Origin of the sequence: Pseudomonas fluorescens, from assembly GCF_902498195.1 — a bacterium.
Taxonomy (GTDB): domain Bacteria; phylum Pseudomonadota; class Gammaproteobacteria; order Pseudomonadales; family Pseudomonadaceae; genus Aquipseudomonas; species Aquipseudomonas fluorescens_BU.
In genome coordinates, this window is sequence record NZ_CABVIY010000002.1 from 488596 (window position 1) to 508342 (window position 19747).

Below are 19747 nucleotides of genomic sequence, written 5' to 3' on the forward strand. Positions count from 1 at the left end.
AGTCAGTATTTCTTGTGAGTAATAGAGGATTTAAAGGGTGGGTTGTTTTTGATTTTGAATAGAAGTCATACATAAATATGACCCATTATTATTTGAATAACGCTATGGCGCCGCCCGACCGGGAAGCGCCCTCAACGTCGGACCACCTCCACGGGCAGGCATTGTGTATGGGTGCCCGGTTGCAGGTAGGGATTAAGGATCGGCGCCATACCCTTGAGCACTTGCACCGGCAAGGCGGAAGTGAAAGTGAAGCTCTCGGCGCTGCGGCCCGGCACGAAGGCGGTGAGGGTGCCGAAGTGGGTATCGCCGATGTAGAACACGAAGGTGGCGGTGCGGTTGATCGACTTGGAACTCAAAATCCGTCCACCGGAACCGATCGCTTCAATGCGGTTATCGCCGGTGCCGGTCTTGCCGCCCATGGCCAGTGCGGTGCCATCGGTCAGCTTGAAGGTCCCGGCCACCCGTTTCGCGGTACCGGCATCCACCACCTGTGAAAGCGCTTCGCGCATCGCCGTGGCGACCTCGGACGGCATGACCCGTTTGCCCACGTCCGGGTCATTGATCAGTTTGGTTTCGTACGGCGTATTGGCCGCGAAGTGCAGGCTGTCGATGCGCAGTGTCGGCATGCGCACGCCGTCGTTGAGAATGGTGCCGATCAGTTCGGCGAGGGCGGCGGGGCGGTCGCCGGAACTGCCGATGGCGGTGGCCAGCGACGGCACCAGATGGTCGAACGGGTAGCCGACTTTCTGCCAGCGCTGGTGAATGTCGAGGAACGCCTCGATCTCCAGCATGGTGCGGATACGGCTGTCGCGCGCGCCCTTGTGCCGGCTCTTGAACAGCCAGCTGTAGACTTCCTGGCGCTCGAACTGGCTGGCTTTGACGATGTCCTTGAACGTGGCGTCGGGGTGGTTCAGCAGGTACCCCATCATCCACAGGTCAAGGGGGTGGACCTTGGCGATGAAGCCCTGGTCCGGCAGGTCGTAGGCGCCGGGGCCATAGGCCTCGTAAAGGCGTTGCAGGCGATCGTCGGTGAGCTTCTCGGTGAGTTTTTCGCTGAGATTGGCGCCGGTGAGGTGCGAGCGAACGAACGCGTTGAAGCTTTCCTGGCTGGCTCGGGGCAGCAGGTAACGGTGTACGGCGGCCATGCGGATCGGTGTCGGCCGCATACCGTCGAGGAAGGTTTCGAGCCGTTCCTGAGTGCTCTTGTTGCGGTATTTTTTCCAGAACTTGAGCAGGAACGAGGTGCCCTCGCGGTCGGCGAACGAGGCCAGGTATTCCTGGCGCCGCGGATCACGGTCGTCGCCCATCAATGCGGCGCTGTTGTTCGGGCCGGAATAGGTGGTGTAGCGCACCAGGTCGCGCATCAGGCGAATGAACGGCAGGTTGATCGACTCCCGGATCGCATCGCGCAGGGTCGGCAGGCGGCCGTTGTCTTCCTTGCGGAAGTTGTGGAACGTGTGCAGGCCGCCGCCGGTGAAAAACGCTTCGCCGGGGCTGGCCGAATATTTGCGGTCCAGCGCGGCACTGAGCAGGGGTGGCAGGCTGCGGTCCTTGTTCTGGATCAGGTAATCGACGACCCAGCGACTCAGGCGATCCTGTTCCGGCACCTCGACTTTCTTCAGCTCGGGAACGTCCATCCCCGCGTATTTGTCGTGCAGTTCGGCAATGATTTGCAGGTAAGTGGTGAGCACGCGCATTTTCGCGGTGGAGCCCAGTTCCAGTTTGCTGCCTTCGTTGATATCGAACGGCTGGTCGGTGCTGTCGGTCTGTACCCGCACCCGCGAACCGTCCGGGGTCAGTTCGAACAGGGTGAAGCTGTAGCGCACCTGGGTGGTGCTGGTCGGGGTCAGCAGGCGTTCGCCCATCAGGCCGATTTCTTTTGCATATTCCGGATCGGCGAGTTTTTTCAAGTAGGCCGTGGCCTGGGTTTGCAGATCGCCCTGCAAGGTGCTGGTGGCCGAGAGGTCGAGGCGGTCGAGGTCGTACAGCGGACGATTGAGCAAGCCGGCCAGGCGGCTGCGCGCCACACTGATGCCTTTGTTGGTTTCGATCGGTTGAATGGTCGGTTGGGTCAGCCAGTCGCGATAGGTGACCTTGCTGGCCAATGCCGCATCGGCGAAAGGCTTATCGATGACGCCGTTCTGGGCCAGCAGGCGGATGTGGCTGTCGGTGAGGTCGGCCAGTTCATCGCGGCCCTTGGTCAGGTAGTGCGAAGGGCGGCGCTGGGCAATCATCAGCGACAGCATTTCGCGCAGGGCCAGGCCTTTTTCCGCCAGGCTCTTGGGGTCCGTCGCGCTGCTGGCCAGGCGTTCGTTGGCCTGGTTGAAATCGGCGCCGTACCACACGCGCAAACCCTCGGCCATGCCATGCACTTCACCGTGGCCCGGTACGGCCGACAAAGGCACGCTGTTGAGGTAATCACGCACTACATTCTGCCGCGCCTTGAGTGTTTCGGGACCATCCTGATAAGCCCGCACGCTGGCGGAAATCATCTGCCGGATCTTCTCCCCGCCCGAGACCGTCAAGCCATCGGGGGAGTGCCGGTACTTCTCCAGTTGCGTCGCCAGGGTACTGCCGCCCGCGGATTGACCGGGCAGGTGCAGCAGCTTGGCCACCTGGGTGTACGCGGCCATGCCGAACCGTGGCCAGTCCACCGCGGGGTTGGCCAGGGGCTGGCGAGGATCGAGCAAAAAGCGGTTTTCGATGAACAGCAGACTGCTGACCACCACCGGCGGGATCGCCTCGAAACTGGAATAGAGCTGCTGCGGATAGTTGAACTGGTACAGCGGTGCCGCCTTGCAATCGGTGATCGACAGCCCGGCCTGGATCTTCTCCGAATAGGGCACGAACAGCCCTTTGTCGCTGTAGTTCATCAGCGCCGGGGAAAAGCGCGTCTGGGCGGAAATCACGTAGTCGCGCTTGAGCAACCGAGGGAGGAATTCACCCAGGGAGCTGTAGCCCAGGCGCAGATCGAACGGGCCGGCCCCCGGATAATGAATCGCATCGCTGGGCCCGGACTTGAGCTCATAACTCAAGGTCTTGGCGAACTTGCTGACTTCCCGGGCTTGAAACCGCGAGGTGCGCATCTCCTTGGACGCCGCCAGGCCGACGACGATCGCAATAATCAGCAGCAGCAACCAGAACGCCTTCCAGCCATGCCGGCTGCGGCGAGGTTTTTTCGGTAAAGGCGCTTCTTCATCCACTCGTTCAGTCGGGACCACGGTTTTACTCGAATCGGTTTGCCATAAAGCGCCCATAGTCGACTGATCCATTCACGCAGATTGATCGGACTTGTCTGAAGCTTAGTCGGTGGTTGGCGTTGGTGAAAAAATTGTGAGGATCCAAAAGCGATGCCCCCGTCACGTGCAGGCGCACGCATTGCGCCGACGAGGGATCGCAGGGGGTAAATCAGAAAGTTAATCCGAAACGACCGGGTTAGAGCAATCGCAGCCAACAATAACCCCCGGCGGGCCCATGACGCTGCACCAATACCGTGCAATACTCGGCGCTGTTTCAAAAGGCGAAAAAACGGGCAAAACCCAGATAATCCTTCTCCGTAAATACAGAATTTACCGAGATTTACCCCTGATTTTTGTGCTGTATAGAGTGAAAATCTCTGTCGCTGACTTTTTATACTGCACGCCCCGCTGATCTTGCAGATGTTGTGCTGCAGGACGGTCCTGCCCACGAAGCAGGCCCGGTGACGGCAAGCCATGGCTTATCGGTCAACGCTTCGCCACTCGGTGGTCATATCCAATAACAAGACGAGGTTGTACCCCTATGCCTGTAGGCAATCACCTGCCCCAAGGCGAGACCGCTCAGGGCGGCCCGCTCAAACGTGAACTGGGCGAACGGCATATTCGCTTGATGGCACTCGGTGCCTGTATCGGCGTCGGTCTGTTTCTCGGTTCGGCCAAGGCCATCGAAATGGCCGGCCCGGCCATCATGCTGTCCTACATCATCGGCGGCCTGGCGATCCTGGTGATCATGCGCGCCCTCGGCGAAATGGCCGTGCACAACCCGGTCGCCGGTTCGTTCAGCCGCTACGCCCAAGACTATCTCGGCCCCTTGGCCGGCTTCCTGACCGGCTGGAACTACTGGTTCCTGTGGCTGGTGACCTGTGTCGCGGAAATCACCGCCGTGGCGGTGTACATGGGCATCTGGTTCCCCGATGTGCCGCGCTGGATCTGGGCGCTGGCGGCGTTGGTGAGCATGGGCTCGATCAACCTGATTGCGGTCAAGGCCTTCGGTGAATTCGAGTTCTGGTTCGCCCTGATCAAGATCGTCACCATCATTGCGATGGTGTTCGGGGGCATCGGCATCATTGCCTTCGGTTTCGGCAACGACGGCGTGGCGCTGGGCCTTTCCAATCTGTGGACCCACGGCGGCTTCATGCCCAACGGCGTGCAAGGGGTGTTGATGTCCCTGCAAATGGTCATGTTCGCCTACCTCGGTGTCGAGATGATCGGCCTGACCGCCGGTGAAGCGAAGAACCCGCAAAAGACCATCCCGAATGCGATCGGCTCGGTGTTCTGGCGGATCCTGCTGTTCTATGTCGGCGCGTTGTTCGTGATCCTGTCGATCTACCCGTGGAACGAAATCGGCACCCAGGGCAGTCCGTTCGTGATGACCTTCGAGCGGCTGGGTATCAAGACTGCCGCCGGCATCATCAACTTCGTGGTGATCACCGCGGCGCTGTCGTCGTGTAACGGCGGCATCTTCAGCACCGGGCGCATGCTCTACAGCCTGGCGCAGAACGGCCAGGCCCCGGCGGGTTTCGCCAAGACCTCCAGCAACGGCGTGCCACGTCGCGCCCTGTTGCTGTCGATCGGCGCCTTGTTGCTGGGCGTGTTGCTCAATTACCTGGTGCCGGAGAAAGTCTTTGTCTGGGTGACGGCGATTGCCACCTTCGGCGCGATCTGGACCTGGGTGATGATCCTGCTGGCCCAGCTCAAGTTCCGCCAGGGCCTGAGCGCCAGCGAGCGGGCGGGCCTGAAATACCGCATGTGGCTGTACCCGGTCAGCTCGTACCTGGCGCTGGCGTTTCTGGTGCTGGTGGTCGGCCTGATGGCGTACTTTCCGGACACCCGCGTGGCGCTGTACGTGGGCCCGGCGTTCCTGGTGCTGCTGACGGTGTTGTTCTACGTGTTCAAGCTGCAACCGAGGCCTGTGTCGCAAGGCGCGGTGCGGTCGGCTTCCTAGGTTGTAATGCTGACCGTGTAGGGGCGAGCAAGCTCGCTCCTACATCATGCGGTCCATTGGTCGGTGGTTTTTCATCTCAGGCCGGTGCAGTTTGCGGTAATCGATTCAACCGCTTGTTGAATTCCAGCCACGCCCCCAGCAACGCCATCAACCCGGCGCCGACCAGTGCGGTAAAGATCTGCATGGCGAAGGCATCGTCGGTCAGGGCGTTGAGCATGTCGGCCAATGGCGCCAGCAGCACGCCGAGGCAGAAGATCTCCAGCGAAAAACGCCCCATGCGGCAGCTTTGCTGCGCCAGCCAGTTCTGTGTCCAGCCAGTATCGGGAAGCAGTTTCGCCGTGACGTAGGCCAATGCCAGGAAGTGCAGCAGGCGCACAGGCGACAGGTTGGTCTTGCTGATCGGGTACAGCAGGTTACTCAGGCTCGCCGGCATCAAGGCGTCGTGAATGTGTGGCCAGCGCCACGCGAGCGTCAGCACCCCGGCCAGCACGGTATACACCGCTGCGGTGAGGAACAGCGGCTGGCGCAGCAAGGGCCGGGAGTCAGGCAGGCGCGGGCGCTGGGCATGAATCGCGGCGGCACCCCCCAGGACGAACAGCAATTGCCAGGCGACGGGGTTGAAGTACCACACGCCATCCTTGATGGCGGCCAGGTTCCAGCCAAACAGCGGCACCGTCAGGTACACCGCCAGGGACATGGCCACCACCACCCAGGGCTTGCGCACCAGGATCGGCAGCACCAGCGGCAGGCCCGCCAGCAACACGATGTACAGCGGCAACGGGTCCATCAGGTTCGGCTTGAAGCGCAGCAGCAGTTCATCGATCAAGGCCTGCTGAGGGTCGCTGATGAAGTGATGCATGCCCATTTCTTCGACCAGGTCGCGGGTTTCCACGTGGCTGTTGGCGAAGAACACGATGCCCATCAGCATCGCCAGCAGGAAGATGTGCACGACGTAGAGCACCCAGGCGCGGCGCAGGATTTTCACGCAGGCGATCAGGAAGCCTTCGCGTGCCAGCACTTTGCCGTAGGCCAATACCGCCGCATAGCCGGCCAGGAACACGAACACTTCGGCGGCATCGCTGAAGCCGAAGTTACGCAGGGTGATTTGGCCCAAGGGGTTGTGGGGCACGTGATCCCAGAAAATGAAGATCAGTGCCAGACCGCGAAAGAAGTCGATCCGGTGATCGCGCGCTAGCGTCATGACGTCAGGCTCGTAAACGGGTGTTGAACAAAGGAGTGGTCGACGGCGCAAAAGGTTGCGCGCCGCACATCGGCGGCGCGCAGGGTGGCCCGATTTGCCGGTAATTGCAAAGTCGGGGTATTACGGAATGTTGATGCGGCGTTTAACCGCTGGTCTGAAAGCTCCCTCGACCTGCGATTTCTGACAGTAGACAAGCTCAAATACTTAAGGAAGGGGACCGAGTTCTATCCCGGGAGTCGTCAGCATGCGACGGTTGTGGAAAGGGTTGTCCAGCTACACGGTGATCGGGGTCGCCAATACCCTTATCCACTGGCAGATCTTTTTTCTGCTGAGCGTGGCCGCGGGTCTTCGCCAGGCGCCCAGCAACCTGGCGGCCTTCTGCGTCGCTGCCTCGTTTTCCTTCTACATGAACGCCCTCTACACCTTTGATCGCAAGCTGTCGGTCGGCGGCTATCTGCTGTTCATGGCGGCGATGGGGGCGTTGAGCTATGGCGTCGGCCACGCCGGTGACCTGTGGCGGCTGCATGGCTTGCTGACCGTGGCGCTGTTTTCGGCCTTGAGCCTGGTCCTGGGGTTCCTGTTTTCCAAGTACGTGGTGTTTCGCGAGCGTGATGCATGAAGATTTCGCTGATCGTCCCCGTGTTCAATGAAGAACAGACGATCGACGTGTTTTATCGGGCGGTTCGACGCGAGTTGCAGCTTGGTGTGATCGACGTCGAGATCGTGTTTATCAACGACGGCAGCACCGACCTCACCGCCGAACGGGCCACCGCCCTGGCGCAGGCGGACGATCAGGTCATGCTGATCAATTTCTCCCGCAACTTCGGCAAGGAACCGGCGCTGTTCGCCGGCCTGGAATATGCCACCGGCGATGCGGTGATCCCGATGGACGTCGACCTGCAAGACCCCATCAGCGTGATCCCGGTGCTGATCGAACAATGGCGGCAGGGCGCGGATGTGGTGCTGGCGAAGCGTCGTGACCGGCATTCCGACAGCTATCTGAAGCGTCACAGCGCGTCGCTGTTCTACCATCTGTTGAATCGCATTGCCTACACCCGGATCGAAGAGAACGTCGGGGATTTCCGCCTGATGGATCGCAAGGTGGTCGATGTGATTCGCGCGTTGCCCGAGCACCAGTTGTTCATGAAAGGCGTGTTGTCCTGGGCCGGGTTCAACACGGTGGTCGTCGAGTACGAGCGGGCCCCGCGGGTGGCGGGCCGCAGTAAATTCAACGGCTGGAAACTGTGGAACCTGGCGCTGGAAGGCGTGACCTCGTTCAGCACCGTGCCGTTGCGGTTGTGGACGTATGTCGGCGGCGGAATTTCGATTTTCGCTGTGCTGTATGCGGTGTACATGGTGCTGGACAAGGTGTTCAACGGTAACAGCGTGCCCGGTTATCCCTCGTTGATGACCGCCATTCTGTTTCTCGGCGGCGTGCAACTGATCGGGATCGGCATCCTCGGCGAGTACATCGGCCGGATCTATATCGAAGCCAAGCACCGGCCGCGCTACGTGGTCAAGGACATCGTCGGCGGTAAACCGCAGCGCGGGGCCTAGCATGGGCCGGCTCAGCGATTTGTTCGTCAAGGAGTTGGGGCGCCGCCAGGTCTGGCTGTTTTTCCTGCTGGCGATTGTTGTGTATGTGTTGCCGCTGATTATCGCGGACTTTCCCTACATCGATGACAACTGGCGCTCGCTGTCGGCCGGCATGGCCTGGGCGGAGCAGGGGCGATTGTTCGCCGAGCTGTTCTACAACGCATTGACCTTCAGTGGCGCGGCGCCGAACATTTTTCCGTTGCCGTTGTTGATCGCCGCGCTGGCCATGTCCTGGGCGCTGACGAGCCTGACCTTCCATTACTTCCGCCAGCCGACCATTGCCAGCTGCCTGGTGCTGTTGCCGCTCTGGTACAACCCGTTCTTCCTGCAAAACCTGTCCTATCAATACGACGGCGCGCCCATGGCCCTGAGCCTGGTGGCGGTGATCTACGCCATCACCTTTCGTCATCCTTCGCGCAGTGTGCAATGGCTGGTGCCGGCGTTTCTGATTGCCCTGGCACTGGGGCTGTATCAGGTGAGCATCAATGTGTTCCTGGGGCTGTGTTGCCTGGAGTTGCTCAGGTCGGCCAATGACCAGCTGCCCTGGCCGCAATGGGCAGCGTTGATGGGCTGGAAAATCGCCCAGGTCGTGCTGGGCGTGTTGATTTACGGTGCCACGGCCTATCCGTTCATGGGCCCGGGGCGCGCCGCGTTTTTGAACCTGTCGGCGCAACCCTTGCTACAGATCCAGACCAATATCGGCCGGGTGCTGGACAAAGTCGTCCTGCTGTTTCATGGCGGATTGACCTGGGTGTTCGCCGGGTTGCTGCTGTGCGCGTTGGCCGGGGCGGTCTACCTGGGCCTGGGCATTGCGGATCGCCGGGAAAGCCGGCCGAAGCGGCTGTTGATGGGCCTGCTGTGTGTGCTGACAGTGCCGGCGGTGTGGTTGTTGGTGTCGGGCGTGACGCTGCTCTTTCGCGACTTCAACGAAGGCGCCCGGACCCTGATGGGCTTCGCCGTATTGCTGGTGCTGATGTTCTATTTGAGCCACCTGGCGCTGGCTTCTGTGCACGAGCGATTGCCGTTGTTGCTGCTGGTGCCACTGTTGGCGATGCTCTCGCTGTCGTTCGCTTACGGTCGGGTGCTGATCGTGCAGAAAACCTTCGCCACCAGCGCGCTGTACAGCCTTGAACGTGACATCAGCAGCCACCGGGCCCTGCGCGAGGCCAAGCGCATCTACATGTCGGTGACCTATTCCGACCACTGGTTGCGCGGGGCCGCCGGCTCGTTCAAGCAGATGCCGGTGTTGCACTATTTGCTGAACATCGATTTTTTCATGCTCGCGGAAAACCTGCCCAAGGTGGGCATCACTAACGTGGTCGCGGAGAAGGAACGGCGCAATGCGACGCGGGTGGGCTATCAGCATTACGCACCATTGGTGGAGAGCCCGTATTACCGGATCTACCTGATCGGCGATTACGGTTTTATCGTCATGAAAGAACCGGCCCCGATCAAATCGCTTCGTTGGTGAAGCGATTGATCGACGGCGTCAGCGTCAGGCCGCGGCGATTTCGTTGGGCTCGAAACTGTCCGCCCGCGCCATCTGCCACATCCGCGAATAAAACTCGCCATTGACTTCACCGGTCAGCAATTCCCCCGGCTTGAGGAACACGTGCAGCTGCGAGAACAGCTTGATCTCGGTCGCCGACTTACGGCGCACCAGGTGCTTGGCCGACAACTGCGACGGATGTTCAAGGCCGGCGGCGGCGAGCATTTCGGCCAGGCCCTTGAGGGTGTTGCGGTGGAAGTTGTACACGCGCTGGGCCTTGTCCGGCACCACCAGCGCGCGCTGGCGCAGGGTGTCCTGGGTGGCCACGCCGGTCGGGCATTTGTTGGTGTGGCAGCTTTGCGACTGGATGCACCCGATGGCAAACATGAAGCCGCGCGCCGAGTTGGCCCAGTCGGCGCCGATGGCCAGGACACTGGCGATGTCGAATGCGCTGACGATCTTGCCGCTGGCGCCGAGCTTGATTTTGTCCCGCAGGTTCAGGCCCACCAGGGTGTTGTGCACGAACAGCAAGCCTTCGCGCATCGGCACGCCTATGTGGTCGGTGAACTCCACGGGGGCGGCGCCGGTGCCGCCTTCCTTGCCGTCGATCACGATGAAGTCCGGGAGGATGCCGGTTTCCAGCATGGCCTTGGCGATGCCCATGAACTCCCACGGATGACCGAGGCAGAACTTGAACCCGACCGGTTTGCCACCGGACAACTCACGCAGCTGCTGGATGAAATGCATCAATTCGATCGGCGTGGAAAACGCACTGTGGCGCGACGGCGAGATGCAGTCTTCGCCCATCAGGATGCCGCGGGTGTCGGCGATTTCCCGGGTGACCTTGTGCTTGGGCAGGATTCCGCCATGGCCGGGTTTGGCGCCCTGGCTCATCTTGATTTCGATCATCCGCACTTGCGGGGTTTGCGCCTGGGCGGCGAAGCGTTCCGGGTCGAAGCGACCGTCGGCGGTGCGGCAGCCGAAATAGCCGCTGCCCAGCTCCCAGGTCAGGTCGCCACCGTGCTCGCGGTGATAAGGGCTGATGCTGCCCTCGCCGGTGTCGTGGGCGAAGTTGCCGAGTTTGGCGCCCTGGTTCAGCGCGCGGATGGCGTTGGCGCTGAGGGAGCCGAAGCTCATGGCGGAGATGTTGAACACCGACGCGGAGTACGGCTGGGTGCACTGCGGGCCACCGACCGTGACGCGGAAACTGCTCGGGTCGCTCAAGGGCGCCGGGCGCATGGAGTGGCCGATGAATTCGAAGCCCGACTGATACACGTCGATCAAGGTGCCGAACGGTTTGTCGGCGCTTTCATTCTTGGCCCGGGAGTAGACCAGCGAGCGTTGGGCCCTGGAAAAGGGCAGGGCATCGCTGTCGGATTCGAGCAGGTACTGGCGGATTTCCGGGCGAATGCCTTCGACCAGGTAGCGGATATTGCCCAGGATCGGGTAGTTGCGACGCACCGCGTGGGGGCTTTGCAGCAGGTCGCCAATGCCGATCAGGCTGAGGACAAAGGTGACGGCGGTGATCGGCCAGAGCCAGTCGTGTTCGAGGAAGGGCAGGCTGGCGAGGGTGAATATCACGCAGACGGCAAAGAAGGCGTAGCGGCTCAGGAGTGACAGGCTCATACGGTTTCCTTGGGTTCGGACTCAAATTGTAAAGATCGCAGCCTTCGGCAGCTCCTACAGGTTGGTGCATGGCCCGCTTTTGTAGGAGCTGCCGAAGGCTGCGATCTTTTCAGGCATTTTGTGCCTGGAGAAAAATCGAAAACAGCTCGGACTGGGACTTGATCCCCAGCTTGCTGTACATGTGTTTCTTATGGACTTTCACGGTTTCGATGGAGATTTCCAGTTTGCGGGCGATTTCCTTGCTGGAGCAGCCACTGAGCATCAAGCGCCCGACATCCAGTTCCCGGGCGGTCAATTGCGCGCCCTTGAGTTGCTGCACCGAGGCTTCCAGCTGTACCCGCCAATCGCCCGGGACCGGCGCGGGTGCCAGGGCCACCACTTCATTGATCTCGTAGGGCAGGCGCTGGCGCAACAGGCCCAGCACCCACGGCGCGATCAGCGACAGCAAGGCAATCTGCTGCGCGCTGAAGCGCTGCTTGCTGCCCAGTGACAGGCACAGCGTGCGGTCGCCTTCGAGCTGACAATTAAACTGGATTTCGTCGGCCACGACATTTACACGAAAGTATCGTTGATAGTACTCGGTGAGTTCGAAATGCTCCGGCGCGACCTCGGACAAACGGTACAAACCGGTGCGCGACTGCTCGCGGCAGGCGATGTAGAAGGGGTCGAGCAGGTACAAGCCGCGCAGGTAATCCTGGAACAACTGGTCGGGGCTGCCGTCCTCGCCTGGGCATTCGGCGAACACTTGCGGGTGCTGGTCGGCGCTGAACAGCAGCGCCACCCAGCTGTCGCAGGGCACGTATTGGTCCAGCAGACGCACGAGTTGCGTCCAGAAGTTGGGCTTGTCCAGGGCGTCGATCAGTTGCCCCACCGAACGGTGCCAGGCGATGTCGTCCAACGAGAGTGTCATGCATCTACCCCTATCGTGTTACCCCAGCGGCGTGATTTCCCGGCCGCTTGCTTGCTGCGCATACTGGCGCACAGACAACGACCGGGCAATCTTTCCGGCGTTTAGAACAAGGACCACCCATGAAAGTCGAACTCGCCCAACTGGCGGGCCGTGACAACGACACGGCTTACAACCTCGAACGCGCCCTGGCCGCGATCAATGCCTGTGCTGCCGATACGCAGCTGATCCTGTTTCCGGAAAGCCACTTGATGGGTTTCCCTTCGGCCGAGTCCGTGGCCGAGGTCGCCGAACCGCTGGACGGCCCCACCGTCAGCGCGATTGTCGCCGCCGCCCGTGAACGCAATATCGCTGTGGTCATTGGGACCGCAGAAAACGACAACGGTCGTTTCTACAACACCACGCTGCTGATCACCCCTGAAGGCATCGCGCTGAAGTACCGCAAGACCCACCTGTGGGCGTCGGATCGCGGCGTCTATGAAGCGGGCGACCGTTACGCCACTTGCCTGTGGAACGGCGTGCGCGTGGGCTTGCTGATCTGCTACGACATCGAATTCCCCGAATCCGCCCGCGCCCTGGCGCAACTGGGTGCCGAGCTGCTGCTGGTGACCAATGGCAACATGGACCCTTATGGCCCGACCCACCGCACCGCGATCATGGCCCGCGCCCAGGAAAACCAGGCGTTCGCGCTGATGGTCAACCGGGTGGAAGCGGGCGACGGCGGGCTGCTGTTCGCCGGCGGCAGTGCGCTGGTCGACCCGCTGGGCACGCTGCTGTTCGAGGCGGGGCGCGAGGAGGGGCAGTTTGCAGTGGAGCTGGACCTGAGCCGGTTGACGGCGGCGCGCCAGGATTATCGGTACCTGGACGATCAGCGGCTGAAGTTGCCGGGGGAGTTGGTTGAGCATGATGGCGGACTGCGGGAGCTGCTGATTCCTGCGCGCTGATCCGGATACTGCGGTGACCGGGCTGACGCTTTCGCGAGCAAGCCCGCTCCCACATTGATCGCGTACCACCTGTGGGAGCGGGCTTGCTCGCGAAGAGGCCCTTTCAGACAACACACCTGCCTGACCTTTCACCCAAGAACAACAAAGCAACACCCGAAAACCCTGCGCCGAACTCGGCTCTGCCATAAATCCAATAACATCCGGAGTAGTCGCTCATGGCTCGTTTGCAACGCACCCTGTCATTAGGGTCGGTGGTGCTGTTCGGCATCGCCTACATGACGCCGATCATTGTGCTCGGCACCTTTGGCATCCTCGCTCAATCCACCGCTGGCATGGTGCCGGCCGCTTACCTGGCGGCGCTGGTGGCGATGTTCTTCACCGCCATGAGCTACGGGCGCATGGCTTCGGCCTTTCCGGTCGCCGGTTCCGCCTACAGCTATGTGCGCAAGGCCATCAGCCCGAAGCTCGGCTTCATCGCCGGCTGGGCGGTGCTGCTCGATTACCTGTTCCTGCCCATGGCGATCTGGCTGATCGGCGCGGCCTACCTCAACTCCGCGTTCCCGGCCGTGCCGCAGTGGATCTGGGTGCTGGCCTTCATTGGCATCACCAGCGCCATCAACATCGTTGGCCTGAAGCTGGCCAACGGCATCAACGCCCTGCTGATGCTGGTGCAGTTCCTGGTGCTGATCGCTTTCGTCGCGCTGTGCGTGCACTACGTCGGCGGCGATGCCAGCACGCCGTTGTGGTCGATCAAGCCGTTCTTCAATGGCGACATGCAGATGCCCTTGATCATGAGTGGCGCGGCCATCGCCTGTTACTCGTTCCTCGGCTTCGACGCGGTCAGCACCCTGACTGAAGAAACCCGCGACCCACGCCGCACCATTCCACGGGCGATCATGCTGATCACCCTGATCGGCGGCCTGATTTTCGTCGGTGTGTCGTACTTCGTGCAGATCGCCCATCCGTCGTTCCAGTTCGACAGCGTCGATTCGGCGGCCTATGAAATTGCCCGCAACATCGGCGGCGACCTGTTCGTGTCGATCTTCCTGATTGGCCTGATCGTCGGCCAGTTCGCCTCGGGCCTGTCGGCGCAAGCCAGCGGTTCGCGTTTGCTGTACGCCATGGGTCGCGACGGCGTGCTGCCGAAATCGTTTTTCGGCACCTTGCACGAACGCTTCGGCACGCCGATCAACAGCATCCTGCTGTGCGCGGTCGTGGCCTTGCTGGCGCTGAAACTCGACGTCACCACCTCGACCTCATTCATCAACTTCGGCGCGTTCCTGGCGTTCAGCCTGGTCAACCTGTCGGTGATCTTTCATTACTGGATCGGCGGCGAGAAGAAAGGCCTGCGCGAACTGGTGCTGTTCCTGATCTTCCCGTTCATCGGCCTGGCGGCGGACCTGTGGCTGATGGTCAGCCTCGATCACCTGGCGATCTACCTCGGCCTGAGCTGGCTGGCGATTGGCGTGGTGTACCTGGCGGTGTTGACGGGTGGTTTCCGTCGCCAGCCACCGGAAATGGATTTCCAGGAAGCCACATAACGCCCCCGTAGGAGCTGCCGCAGGCTGCGATCTTTTGATCTTGATCTTCAACATCAAAAGATCGCAGCCTGCGGCAGCTCCTTCAGTTTTGCGTCGTTTTCGATGACATGTGATCCTTGCCGCTTTTGAGTCAAAGGCCTTTTGTTCATGTCGACGCCCATCCCTGCACTTATCCACATCGCCGCCGCCCTGCTGATCGGCCCTGACGGCCGAACGCTGCTGGTGCGCAAGCGCGGCACCGAGGCGTTCATGCAACCGGGGGGCAAGATTGAAGCCCATGAGCAACCGGCCCATGCCTTGGCCCGTGAGCTGGAAGAAGAGCTGGGGCTGGTCATCGATCCGGCACATGCCACCTTCCTTGGCCAGTTCTCGGCGCCCGCTGCCAATGAGCCGGGTTTTGTCGTAAAGGCTGAGATTTTTCTGCTGAGTATCGATGTGGATGTCACCCCGGCCGCCGAGATCGAAGAGGTGATCTGGATCGACCCGGCCACGGATGGCGACCTCGTCCTGGCGCCATTGACACGGGACCTGATCCTGCCGTTTTATCGAACTTCGCTCACGGCTACCGCCTGATCATCCACGCAAGGACCCGCCATGATCCCGCTCCAGGATTTGCTGATTTTTGCCGCCACCGCGCTGCTGCTGGTACTGACGCCGGGGCCGAACATGATTTATCTGATCTCCCGTTCGATCTGCCAGGGTCGCAAGGCCGGCGTGACGTCGCTGTTGGGCGTGGTCGCCGGGTTCTTCGTGCATGTGTTCGCCGCTGCTGCCGGATTGACCGCGGTGTTCCTGGCCGTGCCGATGGCCTATGAAGTGCTGAAGTGGGCCGGTGCGCTGTACCTGTTGTGGCTGGCCTGGCAAGCCGTCAGGCCCGGCGCGCGCTCGCCGTTCGAGGCCCAGCAGCTGCCGCCGGACTCGTCGCGCAAATTGATCACCATGGGCTTTCTCACCAGTGCCCTGAACCCCAAGATCGCGGTGTTCTACCTGTCGGTGTTTCCGCAGTTCATCACCCCCGAGCACGGATCGGTATTCACCCAAAGCATCGTGCTGGGCCTGACCCAGATCAGCGTCAGCTTTTGCGTCAACCTGCTGATCGCGCTGTTTGCCGCGGGCATCGCCTCGTGGTTCGTCCACAACCCGACGTGGCTGGCGATGCAGCGTTATTTCATGGGCTTCGTGCTGTCGGCGCTGGCGCTGCGGCTGATGCTTGAACAACGCCGGATGGCCTGATCATGTGGATTCAGCGGCTGGACGCCAGCCATGCCCTGGACTACCGGGCGCTGATGCTCGAAGCCTACGACCGGCATCCGCAGGCGTTCACGTCCAGCGTGCGCGAGCGGGCGTCAATGCCTTTGAGTTGGTGGGAAACGCGCCTGACCGGCAAGCTCGACGTGGTGCTCGGCGCCTTCGAGGAGGGGCGGTTGGCGGGCATTGCCGGGCTGGCCTTCGAGCCCAGGGAAAAGGCCCGGCACAAGGCGACGCTGTTTGGCATGTACGTGTCCGCCAACGTCCGCCAGCGCGGGCTCGGGCAGCAACTGGTGCAGGCGGTTCTGGCCGAGGCTCGTCATCATCAGGGGGTGCGGTTGATCAAGTTGACCGTCACCGCCGGCAATGAGGCGGCGTTCAACCTGTACCGGCGCTGCGGCTTTATCCAGTTCGGCCTGGAACCGATGGCGGTGCGGGTGGGTGAGGAATATTTCGACAAGATCCACATGTGGCGCGAGATCTAATGATCACCGAAATCCCCATGTGGGAGCGGGCTTGCTCGCGAATGCGGTGTGTCAGCCAACATTGATGTTGAATGTGCGACCGTATTCGCGAGCAAGTCGAATCGTCGCACCGCCGCTCCCACAGGGGAGGTGTGTTGTTATCGGACGGCGCTGACCCCGTCCAGTGTCGAAAACGACGTGTCCTTCGCCGTCAGCAAAAAGTCGCGCATATAGGGCGCATCCAGCATGTCCGCCCGAATCGCTGCGTACAGCGTCGCAAACAACCCTTTTTCACCCAGCCGCTTGGCCTTCACATAGCCCCGTGAGCTGTATTCATGCAGGGCCCAATGGGGCATGCCGCATACGCCGCGTCCGCTGGCCACCAGTTGCATCATCATCACCGTCAGTTCCGAGGTGCGCACCTGCGCCGGCTCGACATCGGCCGGCTCCAGGAAACGGGTGAAGATGTCCAGCCGGTCGCGTTCCACCGGGTAGGTGATCAAGGTTTCCGTGATCAGGTCTTCAGGCACGATGTACGCCTTGCCCGCCAACCGATGCTGATTGGCCACCGCGAGCATCGCCTCATAGGTAAACAGCGGCACATAGGTGATGCCGACCAGATCCACCGGGTCGGAGGTCACCACCAGGTCCAGGTCGCCACGGGCCAGGGCCGGCAGCGGGGCGAAGGAGAAGCCCGAGGCCAGGTCCAGTTCGACTTCCGGCCAGGCATCGCGGAACTGGTCGATGGTCGGCATCAGCCACTGGAAGCAACTGTGGCATTCGATGGCCATGTGCAAGCGCCCGGCGGTGCCGCCGGCCAGGCGACTGATGTCACGCTCGGCGGCGCGCAGCAGCGGCAGGGTGGCGTCGGCCAGTTGCAGCAGACGCAAACCGGCGCTGGTGAAGCGCACCGGCTTGGTCTTGCGCACGAACAGCGGCATGCCCATCCGTTCCTCCAGCTCCTTGAACTGGTGGGACAGCGCCGATTGGGTCAGGTGCAGGCGGTCAGCCGCATCCACCAGGCTATCGGCTTCGCGCAAGGCGTGCAGGGTCTTCAGGTGACGGATTTCAAGCACCGGGCGGCTCCATGAGGAAAACTTGTGATCAACACGAAAAGGTTGAGTTTGTCTCATGTTGTGTTCGCTGTCGACAATAGCGCCATCTTTTACACAGGAGCAATTCGACATGGCCGTGGCACACACCCTGGGCTTCCCGCGCATCGGCGCCGACCGCGAACTGAAAAAAGCCCTCGAAGCCTACTGGAAGGGCGACCTCGACCAGACCGCGCTGCACGGCGTTGGCCGCCAATTGCGCGCCACCCATTGGCAATTGCAGAAAGACGCCGGCATCGACCTGCTGCCGGTGGGCGACTTCGCCTGGTATGACCAGGTGCTGACCCACTCCCTGACCTTTGGCGTGATCCCCGAGCGTTTCGACAGCACCAAGGACGCGCGCGGCTTGCCGACCCTCGACACCTTGTTCGCCATGGCCCGTGGCGCCACGGCGAGCTGCTGCGGCGGCGACCACGGCACAGCGCAATACGCCCAGGAACTGACCAAGTGGTTCGACACCAACTACCACTACCTGGTCCCGGAATTCACCGCAGATCAGCAGTTCAAACTGAGCTGGGAACAGCTGTTCGATGAAGTCGAAGAAGCCAAGGCCTTCGGCCACACCATCAAACCCGTCATCATCGGCCCACTGACTTACCTGTGGCTGGGCAAGGCAAAAGGCAACGACTTCGACAAACTCGACCTGCTGGAGCGCCTGCTGCCGATCTACGGTGAAATCCTCGGTCGCCTCGCGGCCCAGGGCGTGGAGTGGGTGCAGATCGATGAGCCGATCCTGACCCTCGACCTGCCGCAGGCATGGAAAAACGCCTTCGAGCGCGCTTACCACATCCTTCAATATTCGCCGCTGAAAAAGCTGGTGGCGACCTACTTCAGCGGCCTGCAAGACAACCTCGGCCTGGCCGTGGGCCTGCCGGTGCAAGGTTTGCACATCGACGCGGTGCGTGCGCCGGATCAGCTGCTGCACGTGCTCGATCGCCTGCCCACCTACAAGATTCTCTCGGTAGGCCTGGTCAACGGTCGCAACGTCTGGCGCTGCGAGCTGGAGCCGGTCCTGGCCCAACTGCAATTGGCCCAGGAGCGTTTCGGCGACAACCTGTGGGTCAGCAGTTCCTGCTCGCTGCTGCACAGCCCGGTGGACCTGGAACGCGAAGACAAGCTCGATCCCGAACTGAAAAGCTGGCTGGCGTTTGCCGTGCAAAAATGCGGCGAAATCGCCGTGCTGCGCGATGCCCTGAACGACCCGCAAGCGCCGAAAGTACAGACAGCTCTGGCGCAAAGCCGTGCGATCCAGGCCAGTCGTGCCGAGTCGACGCGTATTCACAAGGCTGAGGTACAGGCGCGGATCAAGGCCATCGGTGCCGCCGACAGCCAGCGCCAATCGCCGTTCGCCCAACGCATCGGGCAACAGCGCGCACGCTTGAAACTGCCGGCGTTCCCGACCACCACCATTGGTTCGTTCCCGCAGACCGGCTCGATCCGCCTGGCGCGGCAGGCGTTCAAGCAAGGCAAGCTGTCGGCCAACGACTACACCGACGCCATGCACCACGAAATTCGCCACGCCGTGCAGGTCCAGGAACGCCTGGGGCTGGACGTGCTGGTCCACGGCGAGGCCGAACGCAACGACATGGTCGAATACTTCGCCGAGCAGCTGGAGGGGTATGCCTTCACCCGTTTCGGCTGGGTCCAGAGCTACGGTTCGCGCTGTGTGAAACCGGCGATCATCTACGGCGACCTGAGCCGTCCGAACGCCATGACGGTCGACTGGATCAGCTACGCCCAGCGCCAGACCGACAAGGTCATGAAAGGCATGCTCACCGGTCCCGTGACCATGCTGATGTGGTCGTTCCCCCGTGAAGACGTGTCGCGCAAAGTCCAGGCGCAGCAATTGGCCCTGGCCCTGCGTGACGAAGTGGTGGACCTGGAAGCGGCGGGTATCAAGATCGTGCAGATCGACGAAGCCGCGTTCCGCGAAGGCCTGCCGCTGCGTCGGGCGCAATGGCAGGAATACCTGGATTGGGCGGTGGAGGCGTTCCGCCTGAGTGCCAGTGGTGTGCGTGACGAAACCCAGATCCACACCCACATGTGCTACAGCGAATTCAATGACGTGATCGAGGCCATCGCGGCGATGGATGCCGACGTGATCACCATCGAAACCTCGCGCTCGGACATGGAGTTGCTGGAAGCCTTCAAGGCGTTCGATTACCCGAACGACATCGGTCCGGGCGTCTACGACATTCACTCGCCACGGGTGCCGGACACCGCCGAGATGGTCAAGCTGATGAGCAAGGCCGTGCAGCACATCCCGGCAGAACGCCTGTGGGTCAACCCCGATTGCGGGTTGAAGACCCGGGCGTGGCCGGAGACCGAAGCCGCCTTGATCAACATGGTGGCCGCGGCCCGCCAGCTGCGCAGCCAGTTGGCTTGATACACAACCGGTGGGAGCGGGCTTGCTCGCG

The 19747-nt window shown here is 61.7% G+C and carries 15 protein-coding genes; 10 read left to right on the plus strand and 5 right to left on the minus strand.

What is annotated here, in order from left to right; all coding sequences use genetic code 11:
* Positions 1-131: 131 nt before the first annotated feature.
* The gene (locus F8N66_RS07670) at positions 132-3257 is read right to left on the minus strand and encodes a transglycosylase domain-containing protein (protein WP_150769611.1); all 3126 of its coding nucleotides are present in this window, start codon (positions 3255-3257) and stop codon (positions 132-134) included.
* A gap of 523 nt (positions 3258-3780) precedes the next feature.
* On the opposite strand from F8N66_RS07670, the gene F8N66_RS07675 reads away from it, so the two are divergent.
* The gene (locus F8N66_RS07675; RefSeq protein WP_150769612.1) at positions 3781-5202 is read left to right on the plus strand and encodes an amino acid permease; all 1422 of its coding nucleotides are present in this window, start codon (positions 3781-3783) and stop codon (positions 5200-5202) included.
* 76 nt (positions 5203-5278) lie between these two features.
* Here F8N66_RS07675 and F8N66_RS07680 read toward each other — a convergent pair whose 3' ends face one another.
* Complete coding sequence (locus F8N66_RS07680) at positions 5279-6403, minus strand: OpgC family protein (protein ID WP_150769613.1); 1125 nt, start codon at positions 6401-6403, stop codon at positions 5279-5281.
* 244 nt (positions 6404-6647) lie between these two features.
* On the opposite strand from F8N66_RS07680, the gene F8N66_RS07685 reads away from it, so the two are divergent.
* The 3 genes from F8N66_RS07685 to F8N66_RS07695 are packed head-to-tail and all read left to right on the plus strand — an operon-like array spanning position 6648 to position 9470.
* Positions 6648-7022, plus strand: a complete 375-nt coding sequence (locus F8N66_RS07685) for a GtrA family protein (RefSeq protein WP_150769614.1) — start codon at positions 6648-6650, stop codon at positions 7020-7022.
* Positions 7019-7960, plus strand: coding sequence for a glycosyltransferase family 2 protein (locus F8N66_RS07690; RefSeq protein WP_150769615.1), 942 nt, complete (start codon positions 7019-7021; stop codon positions 7958-7960). Before F8N66_RS07685 ends, F8N66_RS07690 begins: the two co-directional genes overlap by 4 nt.
* A 1-nt stretch (position 7961) precedes the next feature.
* Positions 7962-9470 carry a glucosyltransferase domain-containing protein gene (locus tag F8N66_RS07695; RefSeq protein WP_150769616.1) on the plus strand — a complete coding sequence of 503 codons (1509 nt, stop codon included), beginning with the start codon at positions 7962-7964 and terminating at the stop codon, positions 9468-9470.
* Positions 9471-9494: 24 nt separating this feature from the next.
* Here the strand turns inward: F8N66_RS07695 and F8N66_RS07700 are convergent, their stop codons facing one another.
* Both F8N66_RS07700 and F8N66_RS07705 read right to left on the minus strand, forming a co-directional pair.
* Complete coding sequence (locus F8N66_RS07700) at positions 9495-11114, minus strand: FMN-binding glutamate synthase family protein (RefSeq protein WP_150769617.1); 1620 nt, start codon at positions 11112-11114, stop codon at positions 9495-9497.
* Between the two features lie 109 nt (positions 11115-11223).
* Positions 11224-12024, minus strand: a complete 801-nt coding sequence (locus F8N66_RS07705) for a helix-turn-helix transcriptional regulator (RefSeq protein ID WP_150769618.1) — start codon at positions 12022-12024, stop codon at positions 11224-11226.
* A 119-nt stretch (positions 12025-12143) separates the two neighbouring features.
* On the opposite strand from F8N66_RS07705, the gene F8N66_RS07710 reads away from it, so the two are divergent.
* The 5 genes from F8N66_RS07710 (at position 12144) to F8N66_RS07730 (ending at position 16239) form a co-directional block, all read left to right on the plus strand.
* Positions 12144-12965, plus strand: coding sequence for a carbon-nitrogen hydrolase family protein (locus tag F8N66_RS07710; RefSeq protein ID WP_150769619.1), 822 nt, complete (start codon positions 12144-12146; stop codon positions 12963-12965).
* Positions 12966-13180: 215 nt separating this feature from the next.
* Complete coding sequence (locus tag F8N66_RS07715) at positions 13181-14506, plus strand: APC family permease (protein ID WP_150769620.1); 1326 nt, start codon at positions 13181-13183, stop codon at positions 14504-14506.
* 147 nt (positions 14507-14653) lie between these two features.
* A complete protein-coding gene (locus F8N66_RS07720) occupies positions 14654-15079 on the plus strand; it encodes an NUDIX hydrolase (protein ID WP_150769621.1) in 426 nt (141 codons plus the stop codon).
* 21 nt (positions 15080-15100) lie between these two features.
* A complete protein-coding gene (locus F8N66_RS07725) occupies positions 15101-15739 on the plus strand; it encodes a LysE family translocator (RefSeq protein WP_150769622.1) in 639 nt (212 codons plus the stop codon).
* A 2-nt stretch (positions 15740-15741) separates the two neighbouring features.
* Positions 15742-16239: a GNAT family N-acetyltransferase gene (locus F8N66_RS07730; protein ID WP_150769623.1), complete on the plus strand. Its 498-nt coding sequence runs from the start codon at positions 15742-15744 to the stop codon at positions 16237-16239.
* A gap of 137 nt (positions 16240-16376) precedes the next feature.
* Here the strand turns inward: F8N66_RS07730 and metR are convergent, their stop codons facing one another.
* A complete protein-coding gene (gene metR / locus F8N66_RS07735; RefSeq protein WP_150769624.1) occupies positions 16377-17294 on the minus strand; it encodes a transcriptional regulator MetR in 918 nt (305 codons plus the stop codon).
* Between the two features lie 109 nt (positions 17295-17403).
* Between metR and metE the strand changes: the two genes are divergently transcribed.
* A complete protein-coding gene (gene metE / locus F8N66_RS07740) occupies positions 17404-19716 on the plus strand; it encodes a 5-methyltetrahydropteroyltriglutamate--homocysteine S-methyltransferase (RefSeq protein ID WP_150769625.1) in 2313 nt (770 codons plus the stop codon).
* The last annotated feature ends 31 nt before the right edge of the window (positions 19717-19747 follow it).

Excerpts from the sequence above, each read along its gene's own strand:
- F8N66_RS07670 (WP_150769611.1), bottom strand. The coding sequence starts at position 3,257 with ATGGGCGCTTTATGGCAAACCGATTCGAGTAAAACCGTGGTCCCGACT.
- F8N66_RS07675 (WP_150769612.1), top strand. The coding sequence starts at position 3,781 with ATGCCTGTAGGCAATCACCTGCCCCAAGGCGAGACCGCTCAGGGCGGC.
- F8N66_RS07680 (WP_150769613.1), bottom strand. The coding sequence starts at position 6,403 with ATGACGCTAGCGCGCGATCACCGGATCGACTTCTTTCGCGGTCTGGCA.
- F8N66_RS07685 (WP_150769614.1), top strand. The coding sequence starts at position 6,648 with ATGCGACGGTTGTGGAAAGGGTTGTCCAGCTACACGGTGATCGGGGTC.
- F8N66_RS07690 (WP_150769615.1), top strand. The coding sequence starts at position 7,019 with ATGAAGATTTCGCTGATCGTCCCCGTGTTCAATGAAGAACAGACGATC.
- F8N66_RS07695 (WP_150769616.1), top strand. The coding sequence starts at position 7,962 with ATGGGCCGGCTCAGCGATTTGTTCGTCAAGGAGTTGGGGCGCCGCCAG.
- F8N66_RS07700 (WP_150769617.1), bottom strand. The coding sequence starts at position 11,114 with ATGAGCCTGTCACTCCTGAGCCGCTACGCCTTCTTTGCCGTCTGCGTG.
- F8N66_RS07705 (WP_150769618.1), bottom strand. The coding sequence starts at position 12,024 with ATGACACTCTCGTTGGACGACATCGCCTGGCACCGTTCGGTGGGGCAA.
- F8N66_RS07710 (WP_150769619.1), top strand. The coding sequence starts at position 12,144 with ATGAAAGTCGAACTCGCCCAACTGGCGGGCCGTGACAACGACACGGCT.
- F8N66_RS07715 (WP_150769620.1), top strand. The coding sequence starts at position 13,181 with ATGGCTCGTTTGCAACGCACCCTGTCATTAGGGTCGGTGGTGCTGTTC.
- F8N66_RS07720 (WP_150769621.1), top strand. The coding sequence starts at position 14,654 with ATGTCGACGCCCATCCCTGCACTTATCCACATCGCCGCCGCCCTGCTG.
- F8N66_RS07725 (WP_150769622.1), top strand. The coding sequence starts at position 15,101 with ATGATCCCGCTCCAGGATTTGCTGATTTTTGCCGCCACCGCGCTGCTG.
- F8N66_RS07730 (WP_150769623.1), top strand. The coding sequence starts at position 15,742 with ATGTGGATTCAGCGGCTGGACGCCAGCCATGCCCTGGACTACCGGGCG.
- metE (WP_150769625.1), top strand. The coding sequence starts at position 17,404 with ATGGCCGTGGCACACACCCTGGGCTTCCCGCGCATCGGCGCCGACCGC.